Below are 26236 nucleotides of genomic sequence, written 5' to 3'. Positions count from 1 at the left end.
AATCCATCGCTTCATCGAATCTACGGAGTTGATTCTTATCTTAGCTCCCCTAAAACATGCACAAAGAAGCTCAGGCTTTGCGTTCCATAAAATACAAGCTATCATCTCAATACGAATTGAGTTTCCCCTAGATTCAACAAATTTCACGGATTTCAGTGCAAGGCTGTTTTTAGAGAGTAAAGATTTGAATGTGATACAAAAAATCAAAAATTAGAAATTTAAACAAGCTCTTAAGCTCTTGTCAAATTATTAAAACACAACACACTGCTTATTTACAAAAGGATTGTATCTTTAGAATTTCCCCATTTACAAATCGTTTTCTATCTTTGCGTAAATAAAAAAATTCATGGATAAAATTGACAGTCTGAACCAAGTAGCAGAATTCCATACTACTTTCAAAGCCCCTATTTTAGATACTCCCCAAATTCCTTCTCCTGAAAGATGCAGCCTCAGAGTAGAACTTTTACAGGAAGAACTTAATGAGCTGAAGCAGGCTATCGCCGATAACAATATTGTAGAAATTGCTGATGCGCTGTGTGATCTTCAGTATGTTTTAAGCGGAGCTGTACTTGAATTCGGACTTGGCAGTAAATTTGTAGAACTATTCAACGAAGTTCAGCGTTCCAATATGTCGAAGGCGTGTGATAATGAAGAGCAGGCACAGGAAACTGTTGAGTTTTATAAGGCAAAGGAAGTAGAATCATTTTATGAAAAGTCGGGAGAAAAGTATAATGTTTACAGACAGGCAGATCATAAAGTATTGAAAAACAAATACTACTCCCCTGCAGATCTGAAAACAATTATCGAAAAATAATATGAAGAAATTTATTACAAAGATTGTTGCCGTTTCAAGCATCGTTCTGGCTGCCCAGCAGTTCAGCGCTCAGAAAGTGGTGGTAAACCGTGAAGTGGAGACCCAGAATGACGGTAAAATGCTTTTGGGAAATCAGCTGAAAGAGCAGTTTTTAAAGGCTCCGTATGCAGACTGGTATGTGAAGGAACATGATGAATATGCCCTTGACCAGAAGGCAATTGGCGAACTGAGAAAAGCAAAAATAAATACCTACTCTCTTGTGGTTTTCATGGGAACATGGTGTGAAGACAGCCACAGGGATTTTCCAAGACTGATGAGGATTCTGGAAGAACTGAAATACCCGGACAATAAAATGACGATTATTGCGGTGAACAGGAAAAAAGAATCTCCAAACGGTGACGAAGTGCGCTACAACATCCAGAAAGTTCCTACCATTATTGTAGAAAAATATGGAAAAGAAATCGGAAGGATCATTGAAATGCCTAAAACCGGCTATATCGAAAGAGATCTGGTTGAAATCCTGAAAAAAGATGACGGTTCTGTAATTAAAGAAATTTTTGGCAAATAAGTTGAGAAATTATAAAGTTATCATATCGTTTGCGGCAGGAGTTCTTGCGATGATCATTCTGTTCTTCGGCCTTAAATCATGCTTTAATCTGGGAGAAAAGACGGAAAAGTCGGATTATTATATCCTGACCAACCAGATTTCCAAAATGAATAAAATGGTGGTGATGGAACAGAATACCTCAAGCATGCAGAAGACCAAAATGGGCTATGAAGTGTTTGGAAAGGAAGTTTCAAGCAACAGTATCATCACCTATACAAAAACCAACGCCCAGGTTTCCTATGATCTGAACAAAATGAAGATAGAAGTGGATTCTATCGGCAAAAAGCTGGTTATTACCGAACTTCCGGATGCCGATATAAGAATTACCCCAAGCGTTGAAATCCAGTCTCTGGATGATTCTTTCTTTAACAGAATTTCTGAAAAAGACATCAGGAACGTCACCCAGAAAGCAAAGGAAACCGCAATACAATCGATTGATCAGAATCAGCTCCGTACTGAAGGCCGTAAACAATTAATGGAAAATCTGAATAATATTTTCGTTTTGGCAAAAGCTTTGAATTATACAATAGAAGATAAAACCGGAAAACTCGGTATTTTAGGACTCTAAAAATATAAAGCTATGAATTCAGAAGGTAATCACAAAAAGAAAGAATCTGCGAATTCAGCAGAAACGAAAAGGCAAAATCAGGATTTTCAGAATATTCCTGCATCATCAGAAAAGACCAATCCGCCTGATATCAATAAGGAAGATGTTCAGAAGTCTTCAAAAAACAAATCAGGAAAAACGGATAACACGGAAAAATAAAACCCAAAGGTTCTGCCTCAATAGCAGGGCCTTTTTTATTTTATAATCTTGAAAATTTACAGAAAATAGTAAAGGTTCCTGTTTTTATTTTCTCTCGCAGATGCAGCAGATTGAGCAGATTTTTATAGCTGTGAAATATCTGTGTTTTATATGACACAAATACCGAATAAAATTTTTGATGCGTGATAGAAAACTAAGTCTATATGATCTGACAAAACCTAACAAGTTCTGGCAAAACATACATGATCCTAATTTTATCGCAGATACAATCCTGCGTCTTATTGACCACAAAACCGGTAAAAATAATAGCGTCTCTTCGTAAACCAACATTATTTTAAATCAAAAGGTTCCGCCTGAGCAGAACCTTTCTTTCTAATCTATTATCATATGGGCTGTGGTATCTATACAATGGTGGACTTTCCGATTCTGATATTTTCAAAATTATAATAAGACTTCTCGGAATACCTGATGTAATCTGCAATAAAGCTGCCTACTTCCTGTGTAGAATAATGCTGTTCCGCATTAAGATCCACCGTAACATATTTATTTTCTATGGCATGCTCTACCGCTCTTTTTAACTTTTCGGCGGCATCATGTAGCTCAAGATGGTCAAGCATCATCGCTGTACTCAGAATAGAAGCCACAGGATTGGCAATACCCTTTCCTTTGGCCTGGGGATAAGAACCGTGTATAGGTTCAAACAGCGCATTTTCTTCGCCAACCGATGCGGACGGAAGAAGCCCTATGGACCCACCTATTACACTGGCTTCATCTGAGATAATGTCTCCGAACATATTTTCGGTCAGGATCACGTCAAACTGTTTCGGATTAAGGATCAGCTGCATAGCGGCATTGTCTACAAACAGATAATCCAGCTGGACTTCCGGATATTCAGAGGCAATTTCCCTGCAGATTCTTCTCCACAGTCTTGACGTATCCAGAACATTGGCTTTATCGATAAGGGTAAGCTTTCTGTTTCGCTTTTCCGCTTCTTTAAAAGCCATATGAACAATGGGAATAATATCTTCCCTGCTGTACTTGCAGACATCGTAAGCGTAGCCGCCTTCCGGATCCGTAAACTTTTCACCGAAATAGATTCCGCTTACCAGTTCCCTGAAGATCTGAATATCTGTCCCTTCAATGATTTCCTTTTTTAAAGGGCTTTTCTCAATCAGGGACGGATACGTTTTCAGAGGTCTTATGTTCGCAAAAAGCTCCAGTTCTTTACGAAGTTTCAGCAGTCCCTGCTCCGGTCTGATCTTCGCATCGGGATCGTTATCAAAAACCGGATCACCTATGGCTCCAAACAATACGGCATCGGAATTCCGGCAGATCTCCAGGGTTTCTTCAGGTAGAGGGTTACCCGTTTTAAAAATAGCTTCCGCACCAATCAGTCCGTATTCTGTGTGAAATGTACATTGGAAAACCTCCCCGACAGCTTCCAGTACTTTAATGCTTTCACCGATTACTTCGGGACCGATGCCATCACCGGGAAGCACTGCGATGTTAAACTGTTTTTTGCTCATACTTCTGTGTTTTTAGTTCAAATTGTTCTATCGCCTGTTTTTTGCTGATTAAAAAATCAATATCGTCGTAGCCGTTAAGAAGGCATATTTTCTTATAGGAATCGAGTTCAAAGGTCTCTGTTTTTCCGTTAAAACTGATTGTTTGCTGTTCAACATTCACTGTAATTTCACTTTCCGGGTTCTCCGTCGTGTTTTTTAAGAGTTCCTTCAGGAATTCATCGGAAACCTTTACCGGAAGAAGACCGTTATTCAGGGCATTTCCCTTAAAAATATCGGCAAAATAGCTTGAAATGATCACTTTAAAACCGTAATCCGTTAATGCCCATGCAGCATGTTCCCTGCTGCTTCCACACCCGAAATTATGGCCTGCAATAAGGATTTCACCCTTATATTCAGGATTGTTCAGGACAAATTCCGGAACAGGTTCTCCGGTATGGATATTAAACCTCCAGTCTCTGAACAGATTTTCTCCGAAACCTTTCCTGTCTATACTTTTAAGAAATCTTGCCGGAATAATCTGGTCTGTATCTATATTTTCTGCCGGCAGCGGAACCGCGCGGGACTGTATTTTTTTTAATGGTTGCATGTCTTGTCTGTTAAACTTTTCTAATTTAAATTTTCAAAAGCTGATATTCTGCCATCGATAGCTGCTTTTGCGGCTGTAAGAGGACTGGCCAGTATTGTCCTTGCCCCCTGTCCCTGTCTTCCTTCAAAATTCCTGTTGGAAGTGGAAACACAGTATTCTCCTTCCGGAATCTTATCATCATTCATGGCAAGGCATGCTGAGCATCCTGGCTGACGGATCTGAAATCCGGCTTCACTGAAAATCTGATCGAGGCCCTCCTCATAGATCTGTCTGACCACCTGCTGAGATCCCGGAACAATTAAGGCTTTCACATTTTCTGCTTTATTTTTCCCCCGGATATATTGAGCCGCTGATCTGAAGTCTTCGATCCTTGCATTCGTACAGCTTCCGATGAATACATAATTCACCCTGATATCTGAAACCGTCTGTCCTGCTTCCAGTCCCATGTAGCGGAGCGCTTTTTCTTCAGATTCGTTCTGCGGAGCCGGAATTACGTCATTCACAGAAATTCCCATTCCCGGATGGGTTCCGTAAGTGATCATAGGATAGATTTCCGAAGCATCAAAACTCAGTTCCCGATCAAATACAGCTCCTTCATCTGTTTTTAAAGTTTTCCAATACGCCAGTTCAGTTTCCCATTCTTCTCCCTGAGGGGCAAAAGGTCTGCCTTTCACATATTCAAATGTTGTTTTATCAGGAGCAATCATGCCTCCCCTCGCTCCCATCTCAATGCTCATATTGCAGACGGTCATTCTTCCTTCCATCGACATTTCTTCAAATACATTCCCGGCATATTCGCAGAAATAACCGGTACCGCCGTCTGTTCCTGTTTTAGAAATAATGTAGAGAATTACATCTTTAGGCTGAACATTTTTATTCAGTTTTCCGTTTACAGTAATCCTCATAGATTTAGGTTTATTCAGCAGCAGACACTGGCTGGCAAAAACCTGGGCCACCTGGCTGGTTCCTATTCCGAAAGCTATCGCCCCGAAAGCTCCGTGCGTGGAGGTATGGCTGTCTCCGCATACAATACTCATTCCGGGGCGGGTAATTCCCAATTCCGGGGCAATGATATGTACAATTCCCTGATACGGATGTCCGAGGCCAAAGAGTTCAATATTGTTTTTACTGCAGTTTTCTTCCAGCTGCCGTACCTGATTCCGGGAAAGTTCGTCCCGGATCGGCAGTTCCTGATCAAGCGTGGGAACATTATGATCGGCTGTGGCAACAACCTGTTCCGGTCTGAAAATCTTCAGATTCCTGGTCTCAAGTTCTGCAAAGGCCTGAGGGCTGGTTACTTCATGAATCAGATGTTTATCTATGTAAATAATCTGCGGTCCATCCGGAACCGTTTCTACCACATGGGCATCCCAGACTTTGTCAAAAAGGGTCTTTTTATTGGTATTCATTGTCATACGATCTTGGTTATTCATCTTCATTTATCCTATTTTGCGGCTGAATGTTTCCATCATCAGATACAGGTCATCATTTTTCACTTCTTTTTTCAGATCGGCAACCTTCAAAAATTCCTGATACAGAAAATCCAGCTCATTTTTGGTAATGTCATATCCGATATGCTTAAAACGGTAAGCCAGAGCCGAACGCCCGCTTCTTGCTGTAAGGATTATAGACGACGCGTTTACGCCTACTTCTTCAGGATCTATAATTTCATACGTCTCCCTGTTTTTAATGACTCCATCCTGGTGAATCCCTGAGCTGTGGGCAAATGCATTGGCTCCGACAATTGCTTTATTGGGCTGTACAGGCATTCCCATCAGATCAGAAACCATCAGGCTCATTTCATTAAGCATCCTGGAATTCACATGGGTATGCAGCTTCAAATGCTTATGCTGCTTCAGGATCATCACCACTTCTTCCAGAGCGGTATTTCCGGCTCTTTCTCCCAGTCCGTTGATGGTACATTCAATCTGGCGGGCACCGTTTGCCGCTCCTGCAATGGAATTGGCCGTAGCCAGGCCCAGATCATTGTGGCAGTGGCATGATAAAACAGCTTTTTCAATGCCTTTAACATTTTCTCTCAGGTATTTTATTTTCTGGCCGTACTCTTCAGGAAGGCAATATCCTGTGGTATCCGGAATATTGAGAACCGTAGCGCCCGCTCTGATCACTTCTTCACAAACCTTTGCCAGATAGGCATTATCCGTTCTTCCGGCATCTTCTGCATAAAATTCAACATCTTCAACGTAGCGTTTGGCATATTTTACAGCTTCCACAGCCCGTTCAAGAATATCCTCCCTTGTGGAGTTGAATTTGTAACGGATATGAGAATCGGAAGTTCCTATTCCGGTATGAATACGTGGCTTTTTCGCAAATTTTAAAGCTTCTGCCGCGGTATCAATATCTTTTTTATTCGCTCTTGTCAGTCCGCATACTTTAGCATTTCGTATCAGTTTTGAAATTTCAGAAACAGACTCAAAGTCTCCCGGACTGGAAACCGGAAATCCGGCTTCTATCACATCAATCCCTAGCTCATCAAGGCTTTCAGCGATCACCAGCTTTTGCCGGGTATTCAGTTTACATCCTGGAACCTGTTCTCCATCTCTCAGCGTCGTGTCAAAAATTTCAATCTTTTCGGAATTCATAATTAATTTTTTACTTAATTTTGATTCAAAACTACTGCTAACAATGTTTTTTTATTTTCATTATTTCTGAAAATTACAATACCCAACAGTTGGAGAAATAACCATATTTAATTAAAAATCAATTTATTACACTCTATTAATTTACAATGGCAGAATTGCAGAAAGATTTTTTGTTTGTCCTCGTTAAATCATTAACTACTTCAGAAAAACGACAGTTCAGACTTTATGTAAACCGTCTCGGCATCAATACGGATGCTAAATTTCTGCTGCTGTTTTCTGAAATGGATAAAATGAAAGAATATGATGAAAATATCATTATTGAGAAAAAAATCTCTACGAAACAGCAGTTATCCAATCTTAAGGCTCATCTTTACAAACAGATCCTGGTCAGTCTCCGGATGAATCCAAGTCATCAGAATTACAGAATACAGCTTCGTGAACAGCTTGACTTTGCCAATATTCTTTATCAGAAAGGCCTTTACAAGCAGGCGTTAAAGATCCTGGACAAAACGAAACAAACTGCTTTGGAACTGGATGAAAAAAGTATCGCTTCCGAAATCATAGACCTTGAAAAAGTAATTGAATCCCAATTTATTACAAGAAGTATTGAAGGCCGTGCCGATGAACTGATCAGGCAGTCGCAGGAAGTAAGCAGACAGAATCATTACGCAACTGAACTTTCCAATCTCTCGTTAAAGCTGTACAGCGAAATGCTCACCCACGGTTATGCAAAAAATGATACAGACCGGCAGGAAATTCTGGATATTTTCAATGCTCAGATCAGTAATATTAACCCGGATCAGCTGAATTTTACCGAGAAACTCTGGTATTTTAAAGCCCATGTATGGAAAAATCAACTGCTGCAGGAGTATAAATATACCCTGAAATACGCCTATCAGTGGGTAGACCTGTTTCATAAAAACCCGGAAATGATCTTCAGTCATCCGGTGTGGTACATTAAAGGCAATACCTATCTGCTTAAAATCCTCTTTTTATACGGAAATATTGATATCCTGGAAGAACATTTTGAAAATTTCAACACGACGGTGAATGCTGAAAATTTCGCTCAGAACGAAAACCTCCAGTCCCTGATCTTTCTTACTCATTACAATACTCTGATGAACATCCATTTTGTGAAGGGCGAATTTTTTACGGGAACCAAACTGATCCCCGAAATTGAGCTGAAAATGGAACGCCTGAAGGAAAAGATTGATGAACATCACTTTATGATCCTCTATCTGAAAATGGCAGCAATGTTTTTTGGAAGTAAGATGTATGATAAGTCAATTGAGTATGCCATGAAGGTTGTTGAATGCCGCGGAAACGTACAGGAAGACCTGCTCTTCCATACAAGGATTCTGATCCTGATGGCCAAATATGAATCCGGTGATGATGAAGACTATGATGAATTCATTACCTCCACATTAAAGTTTGCCCGGAAAATGAAGAAGCCCGAAGAATTTCACTATGAAAGCATCCGTTTTTTCAAAGACCTTAACAGCCTGGTTTTAAATAAGCAGCAAAATGCATTTAAAGTATTTGATGAAAAACTGGAAGCCTTCTCTAAAAATGAATATTACAGAAGATCTCTTCTTTATATTGACATTCATGGCTGGGTAAAGTCCAAAGTACAAAATGTAGATGTAATTGAGATCATCAAACAGAAGGTAAAATATAAAAGAAAAAATCAGCTGTAAACTGTTTATTGAGTGGCCATTGTTTTTTTTGAAAACAAAGTTTATACAAAATGCAGAATCAACTCCGTTAATGCGATGAAGCAACGGATTGGTCTACGACTGTTTTATCGTTAAAATAATTGATTATAATTCTAAAAAACTTGCTGAAAATCCTGGATTTTCTTGCGCCTTAAAATCAGCATAATATTTAAAACTTTTGCGCCTTTTGCGTTAAACCAACAAAAAATCTGCATGATCAGCGAGCCTAAATAATCTCCCGGACAAGCATTAATTATTAATTTTTGGTAACGCAAAGCTTCATGCATAGGCAATGCTGATTTTAAAGGATGCAAAGTATAAAATCAACTCCGTTGATCCGATGAAGCGGGCGTTATAGGCAACCTGTTAGCTTAAGCTTAAAATCTATTCTTATCTTTTTTAAAGGACTTCATAAATCTGCCAAATCTGCATGATCAGCGAGTCTAAATAAATCTCCCGCACAAGCATTAATTATTAATTTTTGGTAACGCAAAACTTCATGCATAGGCAATGCTGATTTTAAAGGATGCAAAGTATAAAATCAACTCCGTTGATACGATGAAGCGGGCGTTATAGGCAACCTGTTAGCTTAAGCTTAAAATCTATTCTTATCTTTTTTAAAAGACTTCATAAATCTGCCAAATCTGCATGATCAGCGAGCCTAAATAATCTCCCGCACAAGCATTAATTATTAATTTTTGGTAACGCAAAGCTTCATGCATAGGCAATGCTGATTTTAAAGGATCCAAAGTATAAAATCAACTCCGTTGATCGATGAAGCGGGCGTTATAGGCAACCTGTTAGCTTAAGCTTAAAATCTATTCTTATCTTTTTTAAAGGACTTCATAAATCTGCCAAATCTGCATGATCAGCGAGCCTAAATAATCTCCCGCACAAGCATTAATTATTAATTTTTGGTAACGCAAAACTTCATGCATAGGCAATGCTGATTTTAAAGAATGCAAAGTATAAAATCAACTCCGTTGATCGATGAAGCGGGCGTTATAGGCAACCTGTTAGCTTAAGCTTAAAATCTATTCTTAGCTTTTTTAAAGGACTTCATAAATCTGCCAAATCTGCATGATCAGCGAGCCTAAAATATTTTCTCTCTGATTTTAAAACAGACTTTCACTCTAAAAATCACGATTAGGGCTGACCTATTTCCGTTATAAATTTCAGGGCATTTTCATGGCTGATCTTTTTCATCAGTTCAGGGGAAAATCTTTCTTCAATTTCCCGGTTGATATCCGGATAAACAGATGCATTGGAATGCTCGGGAAAGAAAAACGGATGGCGGGACAGGTCCGGGTGATCTTTCCAGTAAAAATAGTCAGCTCCGTAAGCAATACTGTTCTCGCCTCCCAGATCTAATCCATACTGAATATGTTCATAAAGCCGTTCCGGATGTTCCGGATCAATATAATCTTTAATGAAATTAAGGCCGATCAGTCCGTTTCTGCTGATGACTTCTTTGGCCAGTTCATCGGGAAGGTTTCTGTTATTTTCATAAACTGCCCTGTAATTGGAGTGGCTTGCCAGGATAGGAACCGAATAATTTTTCTGATCTATGTAATTAAAAATATCATGAGCCAGATGATCGCTTGCATGGGCAAGATCAACGGCAATATTCTTGTCTGCAATATAATCGATCAGTACTTTCCCATCTTCTTTCAAACCTGCTGAGGCGTTGTTTCCGCCGCCAAAACGGTTTTCCGTATGATGGGTAATTCCGATATAAAAGATTCTTTTTGTATTTTCAATGATGGTTTCCAGTTTTTTAAAACCGGAATCAAGGCTTTCATTTTCATTACAGAAAGAAGACGCATTTTCAATCGAAGCCAGAATTCCAGTTTTTCCTTCATTTTCATTGTTTTTATAGCTTTCATTTTCAAACAGGAAAAAATCTTTATTCTTTATCAGTTCTGAAAACAGGCTGCTCTGCTGAAGTCCATATTCTGTACTCCCCTTGCCTGTGGATGAATAGATTGCCATCATCTGAAGCTTTACATTTCCTTCCCTTAAAAAAGGCATTGAAGCTCCAAACTCTCTGTCACTTATTTTCGCACCCGGTCTTAACAGGTAATATAAAAGGTCGCAATGCAGGTCTATATTGAAAATATTCATGTTTAAAAAATTATTAATGATTTGATTTTAAGAAGATATACAGCTCAATAGCCGGAATTCCCTTCAGTTCTTTCAATTCTTCTGTAAGATAAAGAAATCAGGAAAAAGTTCCCGGGAAAAGTTAATGATAAAACCTGATGATACAAAAAGGACAGATATCTTTTCTTTTTTTATATTAAATCTCATTCTAAATAGATGCTAATATAGTATTTTATGTAAAAAATGCGTATTTTTGCAACTTAAAATTTCTTAGTAAACAATGATAAAAATTACACTTCCAGACAACAGCGTCAGAGAGTTCGAAGGAGAAGTTACTCCTTTAGATGTGGCAAAATCTATCAGCGAGGGATTGGCTAGAAATACCATTTCCGCAGTTGTAAACGGTAAACAGGTAGAAACCACCACACCTATAACGACGGATTCAACGGTACAGCTGCTTACCTGGAATGATGATCTTGGAAAGAAAGCTTTCTGGCATTCTTCTGCCCACCTACTGGCGCAGGCTATCCTTGAGTTTTATCCTAATGCTAAGCTGACCATTGGTCCTGCTATTGAAAGCGGATTCTATTATGATGTAGACTTCGGAGACGAAAGCTTATCTGAAAAAGACTTTGAGAAGATTGAAAAGAAAGTTTTGGAAAATGCAAAAAAAGGTTCAATATTCTCGCTATACCCTGTTTCTAAAGAAGAAGCATTAAAAGTTTATGCAGATAATCCTTATAAAGTAGAACTGATCTCTAATCTGAATGACGGAGAGATCACTTTTGTAACTCATGATGATTTCACGGATCTATGCCGTGGAGGCCACATTCCTAATACCAGCATCGTAAAAGCGGTTAAAATTCTAAACGCGGCAGGAGCTTACTGGAGAGGAAATGAGAAAAACCCACAGCTGACAAGAGTTTACGGTATTTCTTTCCCTAAACAGAAAGATCTTACCGAGTATCTTGAAAGACTGGAAGAGGCTAAAAGAAGAGACCACAGAAAACTAGGTAAAGAACTTGGAATTTTTGCATTTTCTGAGAAAGTAGGTGCCGGGCTGCCGTTATGGCTGCCAAAAGGAACCGCTTTGAGAAGAAAACTGGAGAATTTCCTTTCTGCTGCTCAGAAAAAAGGCGGTTATGAATTCGTAATGTCTCCGCATATCGGGGCTAAAGAGTTGTATGTAACTTCCGGGCACTGGGATAAATACGGAGCGGACAGCTTTCAGCCGATCAAAACACCGAATGAGGGTGAAGAATTCATGCTGAAGCCAATGAACTGTCCTCACCACTGCGAAATCTATAAAACTTCACAATGGAGTTACAGGGATCTTCCGAAAAGATATGCAGAATTCGGAACCGTATACCGGTATGAGCAGAGTGGAGAACTTCACGGGCTGACAAGAGTTCGCGGGTTTACTCAGGATGACGCTCACCTATTCTGTACTCCGGATCAGCTTTTAGGAGAATTTGAAGCGGTAATTGATCTTGTTCTTTATGTGTTCAGATCTTTAGGTTTTGAGGATTTTGTAACACAGGTTTCTTTAAGAGACCCTGAAAACAGAGAAAAATATATCGGATCTGACGAGAACTGGGAAAAAGCGGAAAACGCCATCATTACTGCGGCTAAAAACAAGAACCTTAAAACGGTGATAGAATACGGTGAAGCAGCCTTCTACGGTCCGAAACTGGATTTCATGGTAAAAGATGCCTTAGGAAGAAGATGGCAGCTGGGTACGATCCAGGTAGACTACAATTTACCGGAAAGATTTGACCTTCACTACATCGGAAACGATAATGAGAAGCACAGACCGGTAATGATCCACAGAGCCCCATTCGGTTCTATGGAGCGTTTTATCGCGATCCTTCTGGAGAATACCGCAGGAGATTTCCCGTTATGGCTGAGCCCTGACCAGTTTATTATTCTTCCGATCAGTGAAAAATATGTAGATTATGCAAAAAAAGTTTCACAATTTTTGGAAAATCACGATATTAGCGGTCAGATTGACGACAGAAATGAGAAGACCGGTAAAAAGATCCGTGATGCTGAATTGAACAAGATTCCATTCATGCTGGTAGTAGGTGAAAATGAAGAAAAAGACGGCACAATTTCTGTAAGAAGACGTGGTGAAGGAGACCTCGGAGTGATGAATATGGAGGATTTTGTTTCTTATTTCAAGAAAGAGTCTGCCATCTAAATAAAAAAATTAAAGTATTGAGAAATTCAGCAGATTAATCTCTCATTCTTTTGATAAAATAGTAATTAACCAATAAAATTATAATACAATAGCACAAAGATTTAACAACAGGGGCCCACAGAGACGTCCGGTACAGGAGGACGCACACTTGATCAACGATAAAATTCGTGTGAGAGAGCTTCGTTTAGTGGGCGATAACGTAGAGCCGGGAGTTTATCCAATTGATAAAGCAAGACAGCTTGCCACAGAGCAGGAGCTTGATCTGGTAGTAATCTCCGATAAGGCTGAGCCTTTTATTGCAAGGATATTAGACTATAAGAAGTTTTTATACGAGCAAAAGAAAAAGCAGAAGGAACTTAAAGCCAAGCAGGTGAAGGTAGTGGTAAAAGAGATCCGTTTCGGGCCTCAGACAGATGACCACGATTATGAATTCAAGAAGAAGCATGCTGAAAAATTCCTTGAAGAAGGTTCAAAATTAAAGACCTACGTATTTTTTAAAGGACGTTCTATTATCTTTAAAGACCAGGGAGAAATCTTACTTCTGAAACTAGCCCAGGAACTGGAGCACGTTGGGAAAGTAGACCAGCTTCCCAAACTGGAAGGAAAGAGAATGATCATGATGATGAGTCCTAAAAAACCGGCTAAATAAAATATAAAAGCTACCTCAAACGGGGTAGCTTTCTTTTTTTACCGTTACTGCTCTGCAATGCAGATATTTTATCAATTCATACCCGAATAATGAATCCTTTTCATAAGGTTTAAACACATCCTGTTTTATTAATTAATCTTAAATATTATCCTACATCAATATTCTGTGAAAGAATTAGCCCTAGATTTGCTGTACTCTCAATAAAACCGAAATATTCATCAAAATATTAATCACTAAAAAGCAGAACAATGAGCACATTTCAATTAAAAGACGGAACAGAGATTTATTACAAAGACTGGGGAAAAGGACAGCCTGTATTTTTTCATCACGGATGGCCGCTATCCGGAGATGATTGGGACACCCAGATGTTTTTCTTCCTTGAAAAGGGTTTTCGTGTTATTGCCCATGACCGGAGAGGGCATGGCAGATCCAGCCAGGTAGAAACAGGGCATGATATGGACACTTATGCTTCTGATGTGGCAGAACTCACAGAATTTCTGGATTTAAAGGATGCTATTCACGTTGGCCATTCTACCGGAGGTGGAGAAGCTATCCGCTATGCCGCAAAATACGGAGGTAACGGAAGAGTTTCAAAAGTGGTATTGATCAGTGCAGTACCTCCTGTCATGGTGCAGAGCGAGAGCAATCCTGAGGGAACTCCTATTTCTGTATTTGATGAGATCCGCTACAATACAGCCAATAACAGATCCCAGTTTTATATCGATATTACGCTTCCTTTCTACGGCTTTAACAGAGAAGGCGCGAATGTATCTGAAGGAATCCGCAGAAACTGGTGGAGACAGGGAATGATGGGGTCTATTAAGGCGCACTACGATTGTGTTAAAGTTTTCTCCGAAACAGACTTTACGGAAGATCTTAAAAGTGTGGATTTCCCTGTACTGGTAATGCATGGAGAAGATGACCAGATTGTACCTTATAAAGATGCGGGCGTTAAATCGGCACAGCTTCTGAAGAACGGTAAGCTCATCACTTATCCCGGATTCCCTCACGGTATGCCGACCACGGAAGCGGAAACGATCAATAAGGACCTGCTGGAGTTTTTCAATTCATAGATTTCAGTTATACCATAAATAAACCTACTGCAGACAGCCTGTCTGCAGTTTTTTTCACCATATAATCAGTTCGGTTATAAGATTGACAATGCTGATTTTCAATACAGAACTGTTCAGAATAATGATAAAATCAGTATTTCTATTATTCTTAAAAAATAATATCTCAACACATTCCCGGAGACAGGGGCGAAATTAAATCTTTTTTCGTATCTTTGCAAACTGTTATTCCTAAGTAATTTAGGAACCATGGACAAGATATTGATAACAAAAACAATAAAAAAGCAAAACAATGCCAAAATTAAAAACGAAATCAGGTGCTAAGAAACGTTTTGCTCTTACCGGATCTGGTAAGATCAAAAGAAAAAATGCTTTCAAAAGCCACATCTTAACTAAGAAAGAAACTAAGCAGAAGAGAAATCTTACGCAGACTTCTTACGTTGCTGCTGTGGACACAAAGAGCGTTCTACGTCAATTAGCCATTAAGTAGTTTTTATAAATCTATATCCGGTTTATAAGAATTCAAAACAAATTCAAAATTTTAACCCTGAAACGGAGCCACTAAGAGAATTTTATATTCCGCCCTTTTCAAAAAAACAATTTAAATTATGCCTAGATCAGTAAATGCAGTAGCTTCAAGAGCTCGCAGAAAGAAAATTTTTAAGCAAGCTAAAGGTTTTTTCGGTAGAAGAAAGAACGTTTGGACGGTAGCTAAAAATGCGGTAGAAAAAGCAATGCAATATGCTTACCGCGGAAGAAAAGAGAAAAAGAGAAATTTCAGAGCACTTTGGATCACTCGTATCAATGCGGGTACAAGAGAGCACGGAATGTCTTACTCTCAGTTTATGGGAGCTCTTAAAAAGAACAACATTGAGCTTAACAGAAAAGTTTTAGCAGATTTAGCAATGAATCACCCTGAAGCTTTCAAAGCTGTTGTAGATCAAGTAAAATAATGTAGAACTTTTGTTATCAATATGAATCCCGGGCTTTTGTCCGGGATTTTTCTGTTCAGAAAATTACTTTCAGCTTTGGGACCAGTCCCCTACAAAAAAGTTGTAAAAAAATTCTGCTTAAAGCAAATAAATTATGGCCGCAGCTATATTTTCCCTGAAATTCATTTTTAGCCCGGATCCGGATTAAGGAGTTTAAGCACAACAGGTGGGAAGCCGGAAGAACAAGGCCGGAAGTTACCTCTAATCATAAATACTGAAAGCTGCTGTAAAATCAAATTAACTTAAAAAAAAGATACGTCTGTTATGAACGATCTTCAGAGTTCCTTCCTTCATCTTCCCACTTCAATTATATCAATGAAAAATTATCATTATAAATTGAGTTTTTAAAGTAAAAAATAAACATAAATGAAAATAATAGTGAATAATTTATTTGTCATTATTCAATAAAAATTACAGGAAAGAATCTTTGGTTTTTATGAAATAAAATCCGTTTTTATTATCTACATTTGCTGAATTATTGAATCTGTAAAATTTTATCTAAAAGTGAAAAAAATAACGACTATTATCCTTCTTTCCTTATCGGCTTACAGCCTTCACGGTCAAAATTTTATTCAGGCTTATCAGGACAGAGCGAACAAGGTCTCCCAAATCAATATAACATCCAATCTTCAGGCATTTGCTGATTTAGGCGTAAAAACAACCGGTTCAGCAGCCAATACAAATGCTTTCAACTGGATCAAAAATAAATATCTTTCCTATGGCTATACCGCCGGACAGATTGTAGAGGATCCTTTTACTTTTGATTATAATAATTCTACAATAAGTTCGAAGAATCTTGTTATTACCAAAACAGGAACGCTTTATCCCAATACCTATGTGATTATCTGTGCACATTATGATACCATAGCAGGACCTGGTGTGAACGATAACGGCAGCGGTACCTCTATTCTTCTGGAAGCTGCCAGGATCCTGAAAAATGTTCCTACCGACTATTCTATAAAATTTATTCATTTTTCCGGAGAGGAACAGGGGCTTTACGGAAGCGAACATTATGCAAACGAAGTGGTTTATCAGAATAACAGCCGTAATATTGATGTAAAGCTGGTATTCAATATAGATCAGGTAGGAGGCCAGCTGGGCAATAACAATACTACGATCAAATGTGAGAGAGATATCAGCGGGCTGACCACCAACAATGCCATGTCTAACCAGATCACCCAGGAGCTGGCTACCTGCACGGAATTATATTCTCCGTTACAGACTGTGATCACCAATGCCTATTCATCAGATTATATCCCATTTGAACAGAAAAATGAGGTGATTACCGGTTTTTATGAAAATATACAGAGTTCCCGCCCTCATACACCGAATGATACTTTTGCCAATGTAGATCCTGTGTATGTTTATAAAATAGGTAAAGCAGCTGTGGGGGCCCTTCAGCATTTTGCTTCTGCTTCCAGTGTATTGGGAACTGAGGAAGTGCATACTGAAAATTCACTGACTGCCGTAAAAATATATCCTAATCCGGCGAAAGATGCTCTCCATATTGAAATGCCTGAAAACATTAAGAACTTTCATGTAGAAATCAGTGATATGAATGGCCGCCTTCTGTTGAATTCAAAAGATGAAAACAAAATAGCGACCTCAGGGCTGGCCGGCGGAATGTACATGGTTACTGTAAAATCCGATAAAAGTACCGTGGCCAGAAAGGTCATTATTGAAAAATAGACACCCCCTACCCATCATATGAAAAAACTTACCACTATTTTAATGGCATCATTTGTATTCCAAAACATGGGTGCCCAGAATTTTATTCAGGCTTACAAAGACAGGGCTGATATGGTTTCGCAAACCAATATCACCACCAATCTGCAGGATTTTGCCAATTTAGGCATTAAGACAACAGGATCTGTAAATAATGCCAATGCACTCAACTGGATCAAAAATAAGTACCTTTCTTATGGTTATTCTGCCTCCCAGATTGCGGAAGACCCTTTTACATTCAGCGGTACAAGCTCTAAAAACCTTGTCATTACCAAGACAGGAACGGTGTATCCCAACAAATATGTGATTATCTGCGGGCATTTTGACAGCATCTACGGTCCCGGTGTAAATGATAACGGAAGCGGAACGTCTATTATTCTGGAAGCAGCGAGGATCCTGAGAAATGTACCTACGGAATATTCTATTAAATTCATTCATTTTTCGGGTGAAGAGCAGGGACTGAAAGGAAGTTACCATTATGCCAATAATATTGCTTATCAGGGAAATACAAGGGTTCTGGATATTAAACTGGTCTTCAATCTGGATCAGGTAGGCGGTGTTATGGGTAATGACAATAATGTAGTCTACTGTGATCAGGATCTGGGGGGATTAACGGGTAATAATGCGGCATCAGCAGCTGTAACGCAGCAGCTCAGAAACTGTACGGCACTCTACTCTCCTCTTCAGACAGAAGTTGATCCAGCTGAAGACACAGACTACATTCCGTTTGAAAGAAAAGGAGAAGTTATTACAGGCTTTTTTGAAAGAATTAGAAGCTCTTATCCTCACAGTGATGAAGATACCTTTGAGAATACAGACCCTGTATATATTTATAAAATAGGAAAAGCATCTGTGGGTGCGCTTCAGCACTTTGCCGTAGCATCCACTTCCAACCTACTGATGGGAACACAGGAAAACGCTGCAAAATCAATTGAATCTGTTGTCATATACCCCAACCCTTCCAAAGATGTGATCTCCATTAAATTTCCCGGTATGAAAGTAAAAGACCTGAGCTTTGAAATCACCGATCTGTCCGGGAGATCCCTTCTGAAGAAAGATAACGAAAGTGAAATCAATATCTCAGAACTGGCCAACGGAGCTTATATTGGAATCATTAAAGCAGGAGATCAGAAAGCTGTTCGCAAAGTTCTAATAAACAGATAATTAAATACATTAAAATAAAGTAAAATATAATCCAAAAGCAGGAGTCATTTTCCTGCTTTTCTCATTTATATTTATCGTTACATTTTACTTATAAATAACCTGCCATTATTTATAGAATCTCTAAAATGTTCAGTTGAGTGAAATGTAGTCGTTGGTTGATTACTTACTATTATTTCACTTCTATTGTTTTAAAAATCTCTAAAAATATTTTTTTATTCGTCTCACTCAGATCATTGCTTATGATGGCAAACTTACTTTTATGGCTGTTTATGCTGTCAAGATAAATTCCTATTGCCCCCTTTTTTTCTTTTTTAGGCAGCATCACCTGCGCTATATTTTTATTGATGGTATCGTAATAATAGTAATTATCATTGTAAATACCGTTTTTATAATCCTGTTCAAAATTCCGGGAATAATAAATGGTGGTCTCTTCAGACTTCACTTTATCATATATTTCTTTTTCGGGAGTAAGCGAATATTCTTCAACAAAAGGTTTATAATAAACACCTCTGTAAACGGAGCCTATTATTTTTTTACCTGAAACAATGTCATAAACCTCTGTATCTGTACTTTTTGCTTTAACCAAAGAAAAAGATGATGGTATTTTAAAGCTTACATTGCCTATTTTTTCTGTTTTGAAGGCCGGGTTTCTGTTCTTCTCACAAGAACATATAAGCGTAAAAAGCGTTAGGGTAACAAGAAATTTATACATTGGGCTATTAGTTTTAAACTCATATATACTGTAAATATACCTGTTTTCAGTTATTTATACAGCACAAAGAACAAAGATTTCCGCCTATCTGTTTCTGCCCTGAAGCACTTCTTCAATTTCTTCCAGAGTATATCCTTTAGCTTTGAGTAAAATCAGAAAATGATACAGAAGATCGGCCGCCTCGTTTTTGAATAAATCCTGATTATTATCTTTGGCTTCAATAACCAGTTCTACGGCTTCCTCTCCTACTTTCTGAGCGACTTTATTAATGCCCTTCTGATAAAGAGAATAGGTGTATGAACCATCTTCCTGACTATCAATTTTATCAGAGATTTTAGCTTCCAGTTCATACAGGAATCCTTTTGATTTTTTTTCACCAAAGCAGCTGAAACTTCCCGTGTGACAGACCGGGCCTTTTGGAACCGCTTTAATCAGAATGGTATCCTGGTCACAATCTGTATGCATGCTTTCCACTTTCAGGAAATTTCCGGACTCTTCTCCTTTGGTCCAGAGTCTGTTTTTGGAACGGCTGAAAAATGTGACTTTCCCTTCTCTCTTTGTTTTTTCAAATGCTTCTTCATTCATATAGCCGAGCATAAGCACCTGAAGTGTTCTGCTGTCCTGGATAACAACGGGCACAAGGCCGTTTCCCTTATCGAAATCAGTTTTCATCGTACTGCAATTTTTTGGGATTTTAATATTTGTTTTAATCCGGATACCGGAATTTCATTGAAGTGGAAGATACTGGCTGCCAGTGCACCTGTGGCTCTTGTTTCCTGAAAGACATGAACAAAATCTTCGGCTTTTCCGGCTCCTCCGGATGCAATGACAGGTATCTGCACATTTTCTGATACAAGACGGGTAATCCGGAGGTCAAATCCGGCTTTTGTTCCGTCTCCGTCCATAGAAGTCAGCAGGATTTCCCCCGCTCCCAAAGATTCAGCTTCTTTAGCCCATTCCACGGTGTCCAGACGGGTAGCTATACGTCCGCCGTTGGTATAGACCAGATCTTTACCGCTGGTAAACCGGGTATCAACCGCTACCACAATACACTGACTCCCAAATTCTTTTGCCAGGCTGTAAATAAGCTGCGGATCTTTCACCGCTGAAGAATTGATGCTGATCTTATCTGCGCCGGCTTCCAGAAGCTTTCTGACATCTTCCACAGAGGAAATCCCACCTCCTACCGTAAAAGGAATACTCAACTGTTTAGCAATATCTTTTACAAGGTCTGCAAACGTTTTCCGGTTCTCTATGGTTGCTGTAATATCCAGGAAAACCAGTTCATCAGCACCGTCCTGTTCGTATTTTAAAGCCAGCTCTACCGGATCTCCGGCATTCCTGAGTCCTTCAAAATTGATTCCTTTTACGGTGGTTCCGTCTTTAATATCCAGACATGGAATAATTCTTTTTTTAAGCATTTTCAATCAGTTTCTGAAGTTCTGTTAATGGTATTTTTCCTTCATAAAGAGCCTTACCGATAATGGTTCCTGAACATCCGATCTCCTTCATGGCATACAGGTCTTCCATACACGAAATTCCTCCGCTTGCGGTAAGACTTACCGAGGTCTTTGTGAGGATTTCTTTATAAAGTTCTCCTGAAGGGCCTTCCAGCATTCCGTCTTTAGCAATATCGGTACAGATGACCTGCTGAATTCCCAGTTCCTGATACCGCAGGAGAAAATCAATGATATCTTCTCCGCTTTCTTCCTGCCAGCCGGAGATCTTTATTTTCCGGTGGTGGCAGTCTGCGCCTAAAATGATCTTTTCACTTCCGTATTTTCGGATCATTTCAAGGCTGAACTCAGGATTCTGAACTGCTATACTTCCAAGCGTAACCTGCTGCGCTCCCGAATCAAAAGCGGTTTCTATATCTTTCTGCGTTTTCAATCCGCCTCCGAAATCAATATGCAGCGAGGTTTCTTTTGCTATATTTTCCAGTACTTTCTGATTGACAATATGTCTGGATCTGGCACCATCAAGATCCACGAGGTGAAGGAACCGTATTCCGTAATTTTCAAATTCCTTAGCGGTTTCCACAGGATCTTCACGGTATATTTTTTTGGTGCTGTAATCTCCTTTTGACAGCCGCACACATTTTCCGTCAATAATATCAATAGCCGGTATGATTTTCATTTTTAAAGGGTTAAAAAATTACTTAATATCTTCCGTCCAACAGACCCTGATTTCTCCGGGTGAAACTGAACAGCATAAAAATTGTCTTTCTGCAAAGCTGCACTGAAAGGCCGGATATAATTACATTTTGCGGCTGTAAACTCTGACAGCCCACAATAATAACTGTGTACAAAATAAACGTCGCTGCTGTCATTAACCCCTGCAAAAAGACGTGATGCTGTATCGGAAACTGTATTCCAGCCCATATGAGGAACGAGATCTTCGGGCGGAAACCTTTTCACCTGAATATCAAATATTCCCATTCCTTCTGTCTCTCCTTCTTCGTTCGCAGCACACATCAGCTGCATGCCCAGGCAGATTCCCAAAACGGGCTGTTTCAAAGCGGGGATCAGCACATCAAGACCTTTTTCTCTGAGATTTTTCATGGTAGATGAAGCCTCTCCTACGCCTGGAAAAATAACTTTATCTGCCTGCAGGATAAGTTCAGGATCATCCGTTACTACGGATTCTGTATTCAGCTGGAATAATGCATTCTGAACGGAACTTACATTTCCGCCGTTGTATTTAATTATCGCAATCATAGGCTTCCTTTGGTTGAGGGTAAATTATAAGTGTCATCGGACTGTCTTACTGCCATTTTCAGGGCTTTTGCAAATGCTTTGAATAAGGCTTCTATTTTGTGATGCTCATTATTTCCTTCTGCTTTAAGGTTCAGGTTGGATCTGGAAGAGTCTGTAAATGATTTGAAAAAGTGAAAGAACATTTCAGTGGGCACATCTCCTATTTTTTCTCTTTTAAATTCAGCTTCCCATACCAGCCACGGTCTTCCTCCGAAATCTATTGCCGCCTGCGCCAGGCAGTCATCCATCGGAAGGAGAAATCCATATCTTTCAATTCCTTTTTTGCTTCCCAAAGCTTTTAAAAATGCTTCCCCCAAAGCAATTCCTGTATCTTCGATGGTGTGATGCTCATCAATTTCCAAATCTCCAACGGCTTTAATTTTCAGATCAAGACCTCCGTGTCTGGCTATCTGCTCCAGCATATGATCAAAAAAGTGCAGTCCTGTTGAAATTTCCGATACGCCTTTTCCGTCGAGGTTTATTTCTATTTCTATATCGGTTTCATTGGTTTTTCTGTGAACTTTGGCTGTTCTGGAACCCTTCTTTAAAAAGCTGTAAATCTCCTCCCATTTCGTGGTAGTGAGCGCAGCTTCATCATTAAAACTTTCATTGATAAAAACAGCTTTAGACCCCATATTTTCAGCCAGTTGAACATCTGTAATCCGGTCTCCGATCACATAGGAATTTTCCAGATCGTACTGTCCGTATGTATACTTTCCGAGCATGGCTGTTCCGGGTTTCCGGGTAGGTTTATTTTCATGTTCAAAACTGCTGTCGATCAGAATATCACTGAAAATAATGCCTTCATTTTCAAATGCCCTAAGCATCTTTTCGTGAGGTTTTATAAAATTCTCATAAGGAAAGCTGTCTGTTCCCAGGCCATCCTGGTTGGTAACCATCACCAGCTCGTAGTCAAGTTCTCTGGCGATTTTTGAAAGACTCTGAAATACGCCGGGATAAAACTCCAGTTTGTCCAGAGAATCGACCTGGAAATCTTCCGGAGGTTCAATGATGAGCGTGCCGTCGCGGTCTATAAAAAGGACTTTTTTCATCAGCTGATATTTTTCAGTGTGTTGATTAATTTTTCGTTTTCTTTACGACTTCCTACATTAATTCTGATGCATTCAGGAATAGCGGGCGCTCTTTTACTGGTCAGAATTTCTTCTGTAAGCATTCTTTCATATACCTTTTCAGCATTTCTCATCTTAATCAGGAAGAAGTTGGCATCGGTAGGGAAAACCTTTTCAATGCATTCCATATTTTCAAACTGACTGATGAGCCATTCTCTTTCCTGAAGGGTATTTTCGACATTTTCTTTAAGTCTGTTTCCATTATCCAAAAGATTCAGAATCAATTCCTGGCTCAGGGTATTCACATTATACGGCGCTTTTACCGTGTTGATCAACCGGATGATCTCTTCTGAAGCATAGGCCGCACCTACCCTCGCCGCGGCTGTTCCCCAGGCTTTTGAGAAGGTCTGAAGAATGATCAGGTTAGGATATTGTGAAAGCAGTTCTATTCCTGATCTTTTCCCGGAAAATTCGATATAGGCTTCATCAATAACCACAATTCCATCAAAATTCCGTACAAAAAATTCAATATCTTCCACGCTGTTTCCTGTTGGATTATTAGGAGAACACAGAAAGAAAATTTTAAGGTCTGTTTCCCTGTTCTTTTTTAAAAATTCCTCTTTTATTATTTCAAAATTTTCATCAAGGTCCAGCTTCAGGACTTTATTTTCATTGACGGCCGCATAAAAACCATACATCGCAAAAGACGGATTCATCATGAGAATGGCATCTTTTTTAGGTTCACAGAATACTTTGATGATCAGATCGATCAGTTCGTCACTTCCGTTCCCTATCGCTATTTGTGAAGGTTTTACGTCTTTTATTTCTGCCAGTTTATTTTTAAGTTTTTTCTGGGTTGAATCCGGATACCTGTTGAATTCACCGAAAGGGCATTCATTGGCATCCAGCATTACCGGAGCGTTAAATTCATTATGATCCCTGAAACTGATATAGGGCTGTAAAGCTGTAATATTTTTTCTTACCAAACTATTGAGGTTGAATTCTTTCATTTTTATTGTTTTAATCTGATGGATACTGCATTTCTGTGGGCAAAAAGTCCTTCCGCTTCTGCCATTATTTCTATTGTTTTTCCGATGTTCTGAAGGCCTTTCTTAGTCAGGTGCTGGAAAGTGATCTTTTTAACAAAACTATCCAGTGAAACACCGCTGTAATTCTTTGCAAAAGCATTGGTCGGCAGGGTGTGATTGGTTCCGCTGGCGTAATCTCCTGCACTTTCACAGGAATAATTACCCAGAAAAACAGAACCTGCATTTTGTACCAGTGGAATATATTTTTCAAAGTCTTCCACAGCCAGAATAAGGTGTTCCGGAGCGTACAGATTGCTGAATTCAATGGCATTTTCAAGATTTTCTGTCAGGATAAAACAACTGTTCTGTAATGCCTGGCCTGCCATTTCATTTCTGGGGAGCTTCTTAAGCTGCGTTTCAACAGCTTCTATTGTTTTATTAAAGACTTCAAAATCTGTGGTGATAAAGACGACCTGGCTGTCACTTCCGTGTTCTGCCTGGGAAAGAAGATCTGCGGCACAAAATTCAGGATTTGCGCTACGGTCTGCTATGACCAGGACTTCACTTGGCCCTGCCGGCATATCCACTGCAACACCGAAACGCTGGGCATATTCTTTTCCTGCAACGACAAACTGGTTTCCGGGACCGAAAATCTTGTAAACCTTTGGAATACTTTCTGTTCCTAAAGTCATGGCAGCTATTGCCTGTGCTCCGCCTGTTTTATAGATTTCTGAAATTCCGCAAAGCTGTGCCGTGTATAAAATTGCAGGATTGATACATCCGTTCTGATCCGGTGGCGTACAAAGAACGATTTCCCGGCAGCCCGCCAGATTCGCGGGGATGGCCAGCATCAGAACGGTTGAGAATAAAGGTGCTGTTCCTCCGGGGATGTAGATTCCCACCTTTTCTATGGCTCTGCTTTCTCTCCAGCAGGTTACTCCTTTCATTGTTTCTATTACTTCCGTCTTCTCTTTCTGTGAGGCATGGAATTTTGAAATGTTATCTTTTGCCTGGCTGATCGCTTTTTTCAGATCTTCACTCATCTGTCTGATGGCCGTTTCAATTTCAGATTCTGTGACTGTAATTTGAGATGTTACGGCTTTATCAAACTTTTTATTGAATTTAATAAGTGCTTTGTCTCCGTTCTGTTCAACGGCTTCAAATATTTCAGCGATAAGTCCGGAAATCTCTTCCCGTTCGATGACAGGACGTTTAAGGTCCGGCCATGTTTTTCTTTCTGGATATCGGTATATTTTCATTTTTATATCACCATTTTATCGATTGGAATTATTAATATGTCCTGGGCTCCGTTTTGTTTCAGCTCATCGATGACCTCCCAGAATCTTTCTTCATCAATCACGGAATGGATACTGCTCCATCCTTTTTCTGCCAGCGGAATAACAGTGGGACTTTTCAATACCGGGAGTACGGAAGCAATATCCTTAATTTTTTCATCGGGAACGTTCATGAGAATATATTTTGAATTTTTAGCTTTTAAAACAGCTTTGATTCTGAACAGAAATTTTTGCAGAACAGCTTCTTTTTCCTCATTGAGTTCTGAGGTTTTTGCGAGAACAGCTTCTGATTTCAGAAGGGTTACCGTTTCTCTCAATCCGTTTTTGAAGAGTGTGCTTCCGGAGCTTACAATATCGCAGATCCCATCTGCCAGGCCTATATTCGGGGCTATTTCCACTGATCCTGAAATGATGTGAATTTCTGAACTGATCCCGTTTTTATCGAGATAACTTTTCAGGGTATTGGGATAGGAAGTGGCTATTTTTTTATTCTGGAAATAAGAAGGATCATCTGTTTCTATATCTTTCGGAACTGCAAGGGAAACCCTGCATTTGGAAAATCCGAGTTTCTGGACAATCCTGATATTTTTCTGTTTTTCTGCCAAAAGATTTTCGCCTACAATAGCAATATCCACCACTCCATCTTCCAGATACTGCGGAATATCGGAGTTTCTGAGATAGAGGATCTCCATCGGAAAATTATCTACGGATACTTTAAGCTGGTCTTTTCCATTGTTGATATAGATTCCGCAATCTTTCAGGAGCTGTAATGATTCTTCGTACAGCCGGCCGCTTTTCTGAACTGCAATTTTTAATTTACTCATTGTATTCTTTTTGAATCTGAGCAAATAAAAC

The 26236-nt window shown here is 39.4% G+C and carries 26 protein-coding genes; 12 read left to right on the top strand and 14 right to left on the bottom strand.

Features of this window, described 5'->3' with window-relative positions; all coding sequences use genetic code 11:
* Nucleotides 1-346 precede the first annotated feature (346 nt).
* Genes AC106S_RS00200 through AC106S_RS00185 form a run of 4 tightly spaced genes read left to right on the top strand, consistent with a single transcriptional unit; the run spans nucleotide 347 to nucleotide 2187 of the window.
* A complete protein-coding gene (locus AC106S_RS00200; RefSeq protein WP_482437113.1) occupies nucleotides 347-814 on the top strand; it encodes a pyrophosphohydrolase domain-containing protein in 468 nt (155 codons plus the stop codon).
* 1 nt (nucleotide 815) lies between these two features.
* The gene (locus AC106S_RS00195) at nucleotides 816-1382 is read left to right on the top strand and encodes a TlpA family protein disulfide reductase (protein ID WP_482437112.1); all 567 of its coding nucleotides are present in this window, start codon (nucleotides 816-818) and stop codon (nucleotides 1380-1382) included.
* 1 nt (nucleotide 1383) lies between these two features.
* On the top strand, nucleotides 1384-1989 hold the full coding sequence (locus AC106S_RS00190; protein ID WP_482437111.1) for a DUF4230 domain-containing protein: 606 nt from the start codon (nucleotides 1384-1386) through the stop codon (nucleotides 1987-1989).
* 12 nt (nucleotides 1990-2001) lie between these two features.
* Nucleotides 2002-2187 carry a hypothetical protein gene (locus tag AC106S_RS00185; RefSeq protein ID WP_482437110.1) on the top strand — a complete coding sequence of 62 codons (186 nt, stop codon included), beginning with the start codon at nucleotides 2002-2004 and terminating at the stop codon, nucleotides 2185-2187.
* Nucleotides 2188-2588: 401 nt separating this feature from the next.
* On the opposite strand, the gene leuB is transcribed toward AC106S_RS00185, so the two are convergent.
* The 4 genes from leuB to AC106S_RS00165 are packed head-to-tail and all read right to left on the bottom strand — an operon-like array spanning nucleotide 2589 to nucleotide 6902.
* Entirely contained in the window at nucleotides 2589-3713 is a 1125-nt protein-coding gene (gene leuB / locus AC106S_RS00180) for a 3-isopropylmalate dehydrogenase (protein ID WP_482437109.1), read from the bottom strand.
* On the bottom strand, nucleotides 3694-4299 hold the full coding sequence (gene leuD / locus AC106S_RS00175) for a 3-isopropylmalate dehydratase small subunit (RefSeq protein WP_482437108.1): 606 nt from the start codon (nucleotides 4297-4299) through the stop codon (nucleotides 3694-3696). Before leuD ends, leuB begins: the two co-directional genes overlap by 20 nt.
* Before the next feature lie 20 nt (nucleotides 4300-4319).
* The gene (gene leuC / locus AC106S_RS00170; RefSeq protein ID WP_482438408.1) at nucleotides 4320-5708 is read right to left on the bottom strand and encodes a 3-isopropylmalate dehydratase large subunit; all 1389 of its coding nucleotides are present in this window, start codon (nucleotides 5706-5708) and stop codon (nucleotides 4320-4322) included.
* A 30-nt stretch (nucleotides 5709-5738) separates the two neighbouring features.
* Nucleotides 5739-6902 carry a 2-isopropylmalate synthase gene (locus tag AC106S_RS00165; RefSeq protein ID WP_482437107.1) on the bottom strand — a complete coding sequence of 388 codons (1164 nt, stop codon included), beginning with the start codon at nucleotides 6900-6902 and terminating at the stop codon, nucleotides 5739-5741.
* Nucleotides 6903-7048: 146 nt separating this feature from the next.
* Between AC106S_RS00165 and AC106S_RS00160 the strand changes: the two genes are divergently transcribed.
* Nucleotides 7049-8599 carry a hypothetical protein gene (locus AC106S_RS00160; protein ID WP_482437106.1) on the top strand — a complete coding sequence of 517 codons (1551 nt, stop codon included), beginning with the start codon at nucleotides 7049-7051 and terminating at the stop codon, nucleotides 8597-8599.
* A gap of 1164 nt (nucleotides 8600-9763) precedes the next feature.
* Here AC106S_RS00160 and AC106S_RS00155 read toward each other — a convergent pair.
* A complete protein-coding gene (locus AC106S_RS00155) occupies nucleotides 9764-10741 on the bottom strand; it encodes a dipeptidase (RefSeq protein WP_482437105.1) in 978 nt (325 codons plus the stop codon).
* A 259-nt stretch (nucleotides 10742-11000) separates the two neighbouring features.
* Here AC106S_RS00155 and thrS point away from each other — a divergent pair, with 259 nt between their 5' ends.
* From thrS to AC106S_RS00120, 7 genes are all read left to right on the top strand, one after another.
* Nucleotides 11001-12920: a threonine--tRNA ligase gene (gene thrS / locus AC106S_RS00150; RefSeq protein ID WP_482437104.1), complete on the top strand. Its 1920-nt coding sequence runs from the start codon at nucleotides 11001-11003 to the stop codon at nucleotides 12918-12920.
* Between the two features lie 148 nt (nucleotides 12921-13068).
* A complete protein-coding gene (gene infC / locus AC106S_RS00145) occupies nucleotides 13069-13569 on the top strand; it encodes a translation initiation factor IF-3 (protein WP_172617123.1) in 501 nt (166 codons plus the stop codon).
* A 248-nt stretch (nucleotides 13570-13817) separates the two neighbouring features.
* Entirely contained in the window at nucleotides 13818-14642 is an 825-nt protein-coding gene (locus AC106S_RS00140; protein WP_482437103.1) for an alpha/beta fold hydrolase, read from the top strand.
* 289 nt (nucleotides 14643-14931) lie between these two features.
* Nucleotides 14932-15129: a 50S ribosomal protein L35 gene (gene rpmI / locus AC106S_RS00135; protein ID WP_062699712.1), complete on the top strand. Its 198-nt coding sequence runs from the start codon at nucleotides 14932-14934 to the stop codon at nucleotides 15127-15129.
* Between the two features lie 118 nt (nucleotides 15130-15247).
* Nucleotides 15248-15592: a 50S ribosomal protein L20 gene (gene rplT, locus AC106S_RS00130; protein ID WP_034694451.1), complete on the top strand. Its 345-nt coding sequence runs from the start codon at nucleotides 15248-15250 to the stop codon at nucleotides 15590-15592.
* Between the two features lie 543 nt (nucleotides 15593-16135).
* Nucleotides 16136-17320, top strand: a complete 1185-nt coding sequence (locus AC106S_RS00125) for a M28 family peptidase (protein WP_482437102.1) — start codon at nucleotides 16136-16138, stop codon at nucleotides 17318-17320.
* Nucleotides 17321-17362: 42 nt separating this feature from the next.
* On the top strand, nucleotides 17363-18520 hold the full coding sequence (locus AC106S_RS00120) for a M28 family peptidase (protein WP_482437101.1): 1158 nt from the start codon (nucleotides 17363-17365) through the stop codon (nucleotides 18518-18520).
* Nucleotides 18521-18689: 169 nt separating this feature from the next.
* Here the strand turns inward: AC106S_RS00120 and AC106S_RS00115 are convergent, their stop codons facing one another.
* From AC106S_RS00115 to hisG, 9 genes are all read right to left on the bottom strand, one after another.
* The gene (locus AC106S_RS00115) at nucleotides 18690-19232 is read right to left on the bottom strand and encodes a hypothetical protein (RefSeq protein WP_482437100.1); all 543 of its coding nucleotides are present in this window, start codon (nucleotides 19230-19232) and stop codon (nucleotides 18690-18692) included.
* An 84-nt stretch (nucleotides 19233-19316) separates the two neighbouring features.
* Nucleotides 19317-19904, bottom strand: coding sequence for a bifunctional phosphoribosyl-AMP cyclohydrolase/phosphoribosyl-ATP diphosphatase HisIE (gene hisIE / locus AC106S_RS00110; RefSeq protein ID WP_482437099.1), 588 nt, complete (start codon nucleotides 19902-19904; stop codon nucleotides 19317-19319).
* Nucleotides 19901-20653, bottom strand: a complete 753-nt coding sequence (gene hisF / locus AC106S_RS00105) for an imidazole glycerol phosphate synthase subunit HisF (protein ID WP_482437098.1) — start codon at nucleotides 20651-20653, stop codon at nucleotides 19901-19903. Before hisF ends, hisIE begins: the two co-directional genes overlap by 4 nt.
* On the bottom strand, nucleotides 20646-21368 hold the full coding sequence (hisA, locus tag AC106S_RS00100) for a 1-(5-phosphoribosyl)-5-[(5-phosphoribosylamino)methylideneamino]imidazole-4-carboxamide isomerase (RefSeq protein ID WP_482437097.1): 723 nt from the start codon (nucleotides 21366-21368) through the stop codon (nucleotides 20646-20648). The genes hisF and hisA overlap by 8 nt, the downstream gene beginning before the upstream one ends.
* 2 nt (nucleotides 21369-21370) lie before the next feature.
* On the bottom strand, nucleotides 21371-21949 hold the full coding sequence (hisH, locus tag AC106S_RS00095) for an imidazole glycerol phosphate synthase subunit HisH (RefSeq protein ID WP_482437096.1): 579 nt from the start codon (nucleotides 21947-21949) through the stop codon (nucleotides 21371-21373).
* Nucleotides 21946-23040 (bottom strand): bifunctional histidinol-phosphatase/imidazoleglycerol-phosphate dehydratase HisB, encoded by a 1095-nt coding sequence (gene hisB / locus AC106S_RS00090; protein ID WP_482437095.1) that lies wholly within the window; start codon nucleotides 23038-23040, stop codon nucleotides 21946-21948. The genes hisH and hisB overlap by 4 nt, the downstream gene beginning before the upstream one ends.
* A complete protein-coding gene (hisC, locus tag AC106S_RS00085; RefSeq protein WP_482437094.1) occupies nucleotides 23040-24068 on the bottom strand; it encodes a histidinol-phosphate transaminase in 1029 nt (342 codons plus the stop codon). The genes hisB and hisC overlap by 1 nt, the downstream gene beginning before the upstream one ends.
* Before the next feature lie 2 nt (nucleotides 24069-24070).
* On the bottom strand, nucleotides 24071-25345 hold the full coding sequence (gene hisD, locus AC106S_RS00080) for a histidinol dehydrogenase (RefSeq protein ID WP_482437093.1): 1275 nt from the start codon (nucleotides 25343-25345) through the stop codon (nucleotides 24071-24073).
* Nucleotides 25346-25347: 2 nt separating this feature from the next.
* Nucleotides 25348-26205, bottom strand: a complete 858-nt coding sequence (hisG, locus tag AC106S_RS00075) for an ATP phosphoribosyltransferase (protein ID WP_482437092.1) — start codon at nucleotides 26203-26205, stop codon at nucleotides 25348-25350.
* Nucleotides 26206-26236: the final 31 nt, after the last annotated feature.

The sequence above is a fragment of the Chryseobacterium sp. FR054 genome (assembly GCF_056844565.1).
The sequence above is the reverse complement of the archived record's forward strand: the minus strand, read 5'-3'. Positions and strand labels throughout refer to the sequence as shown.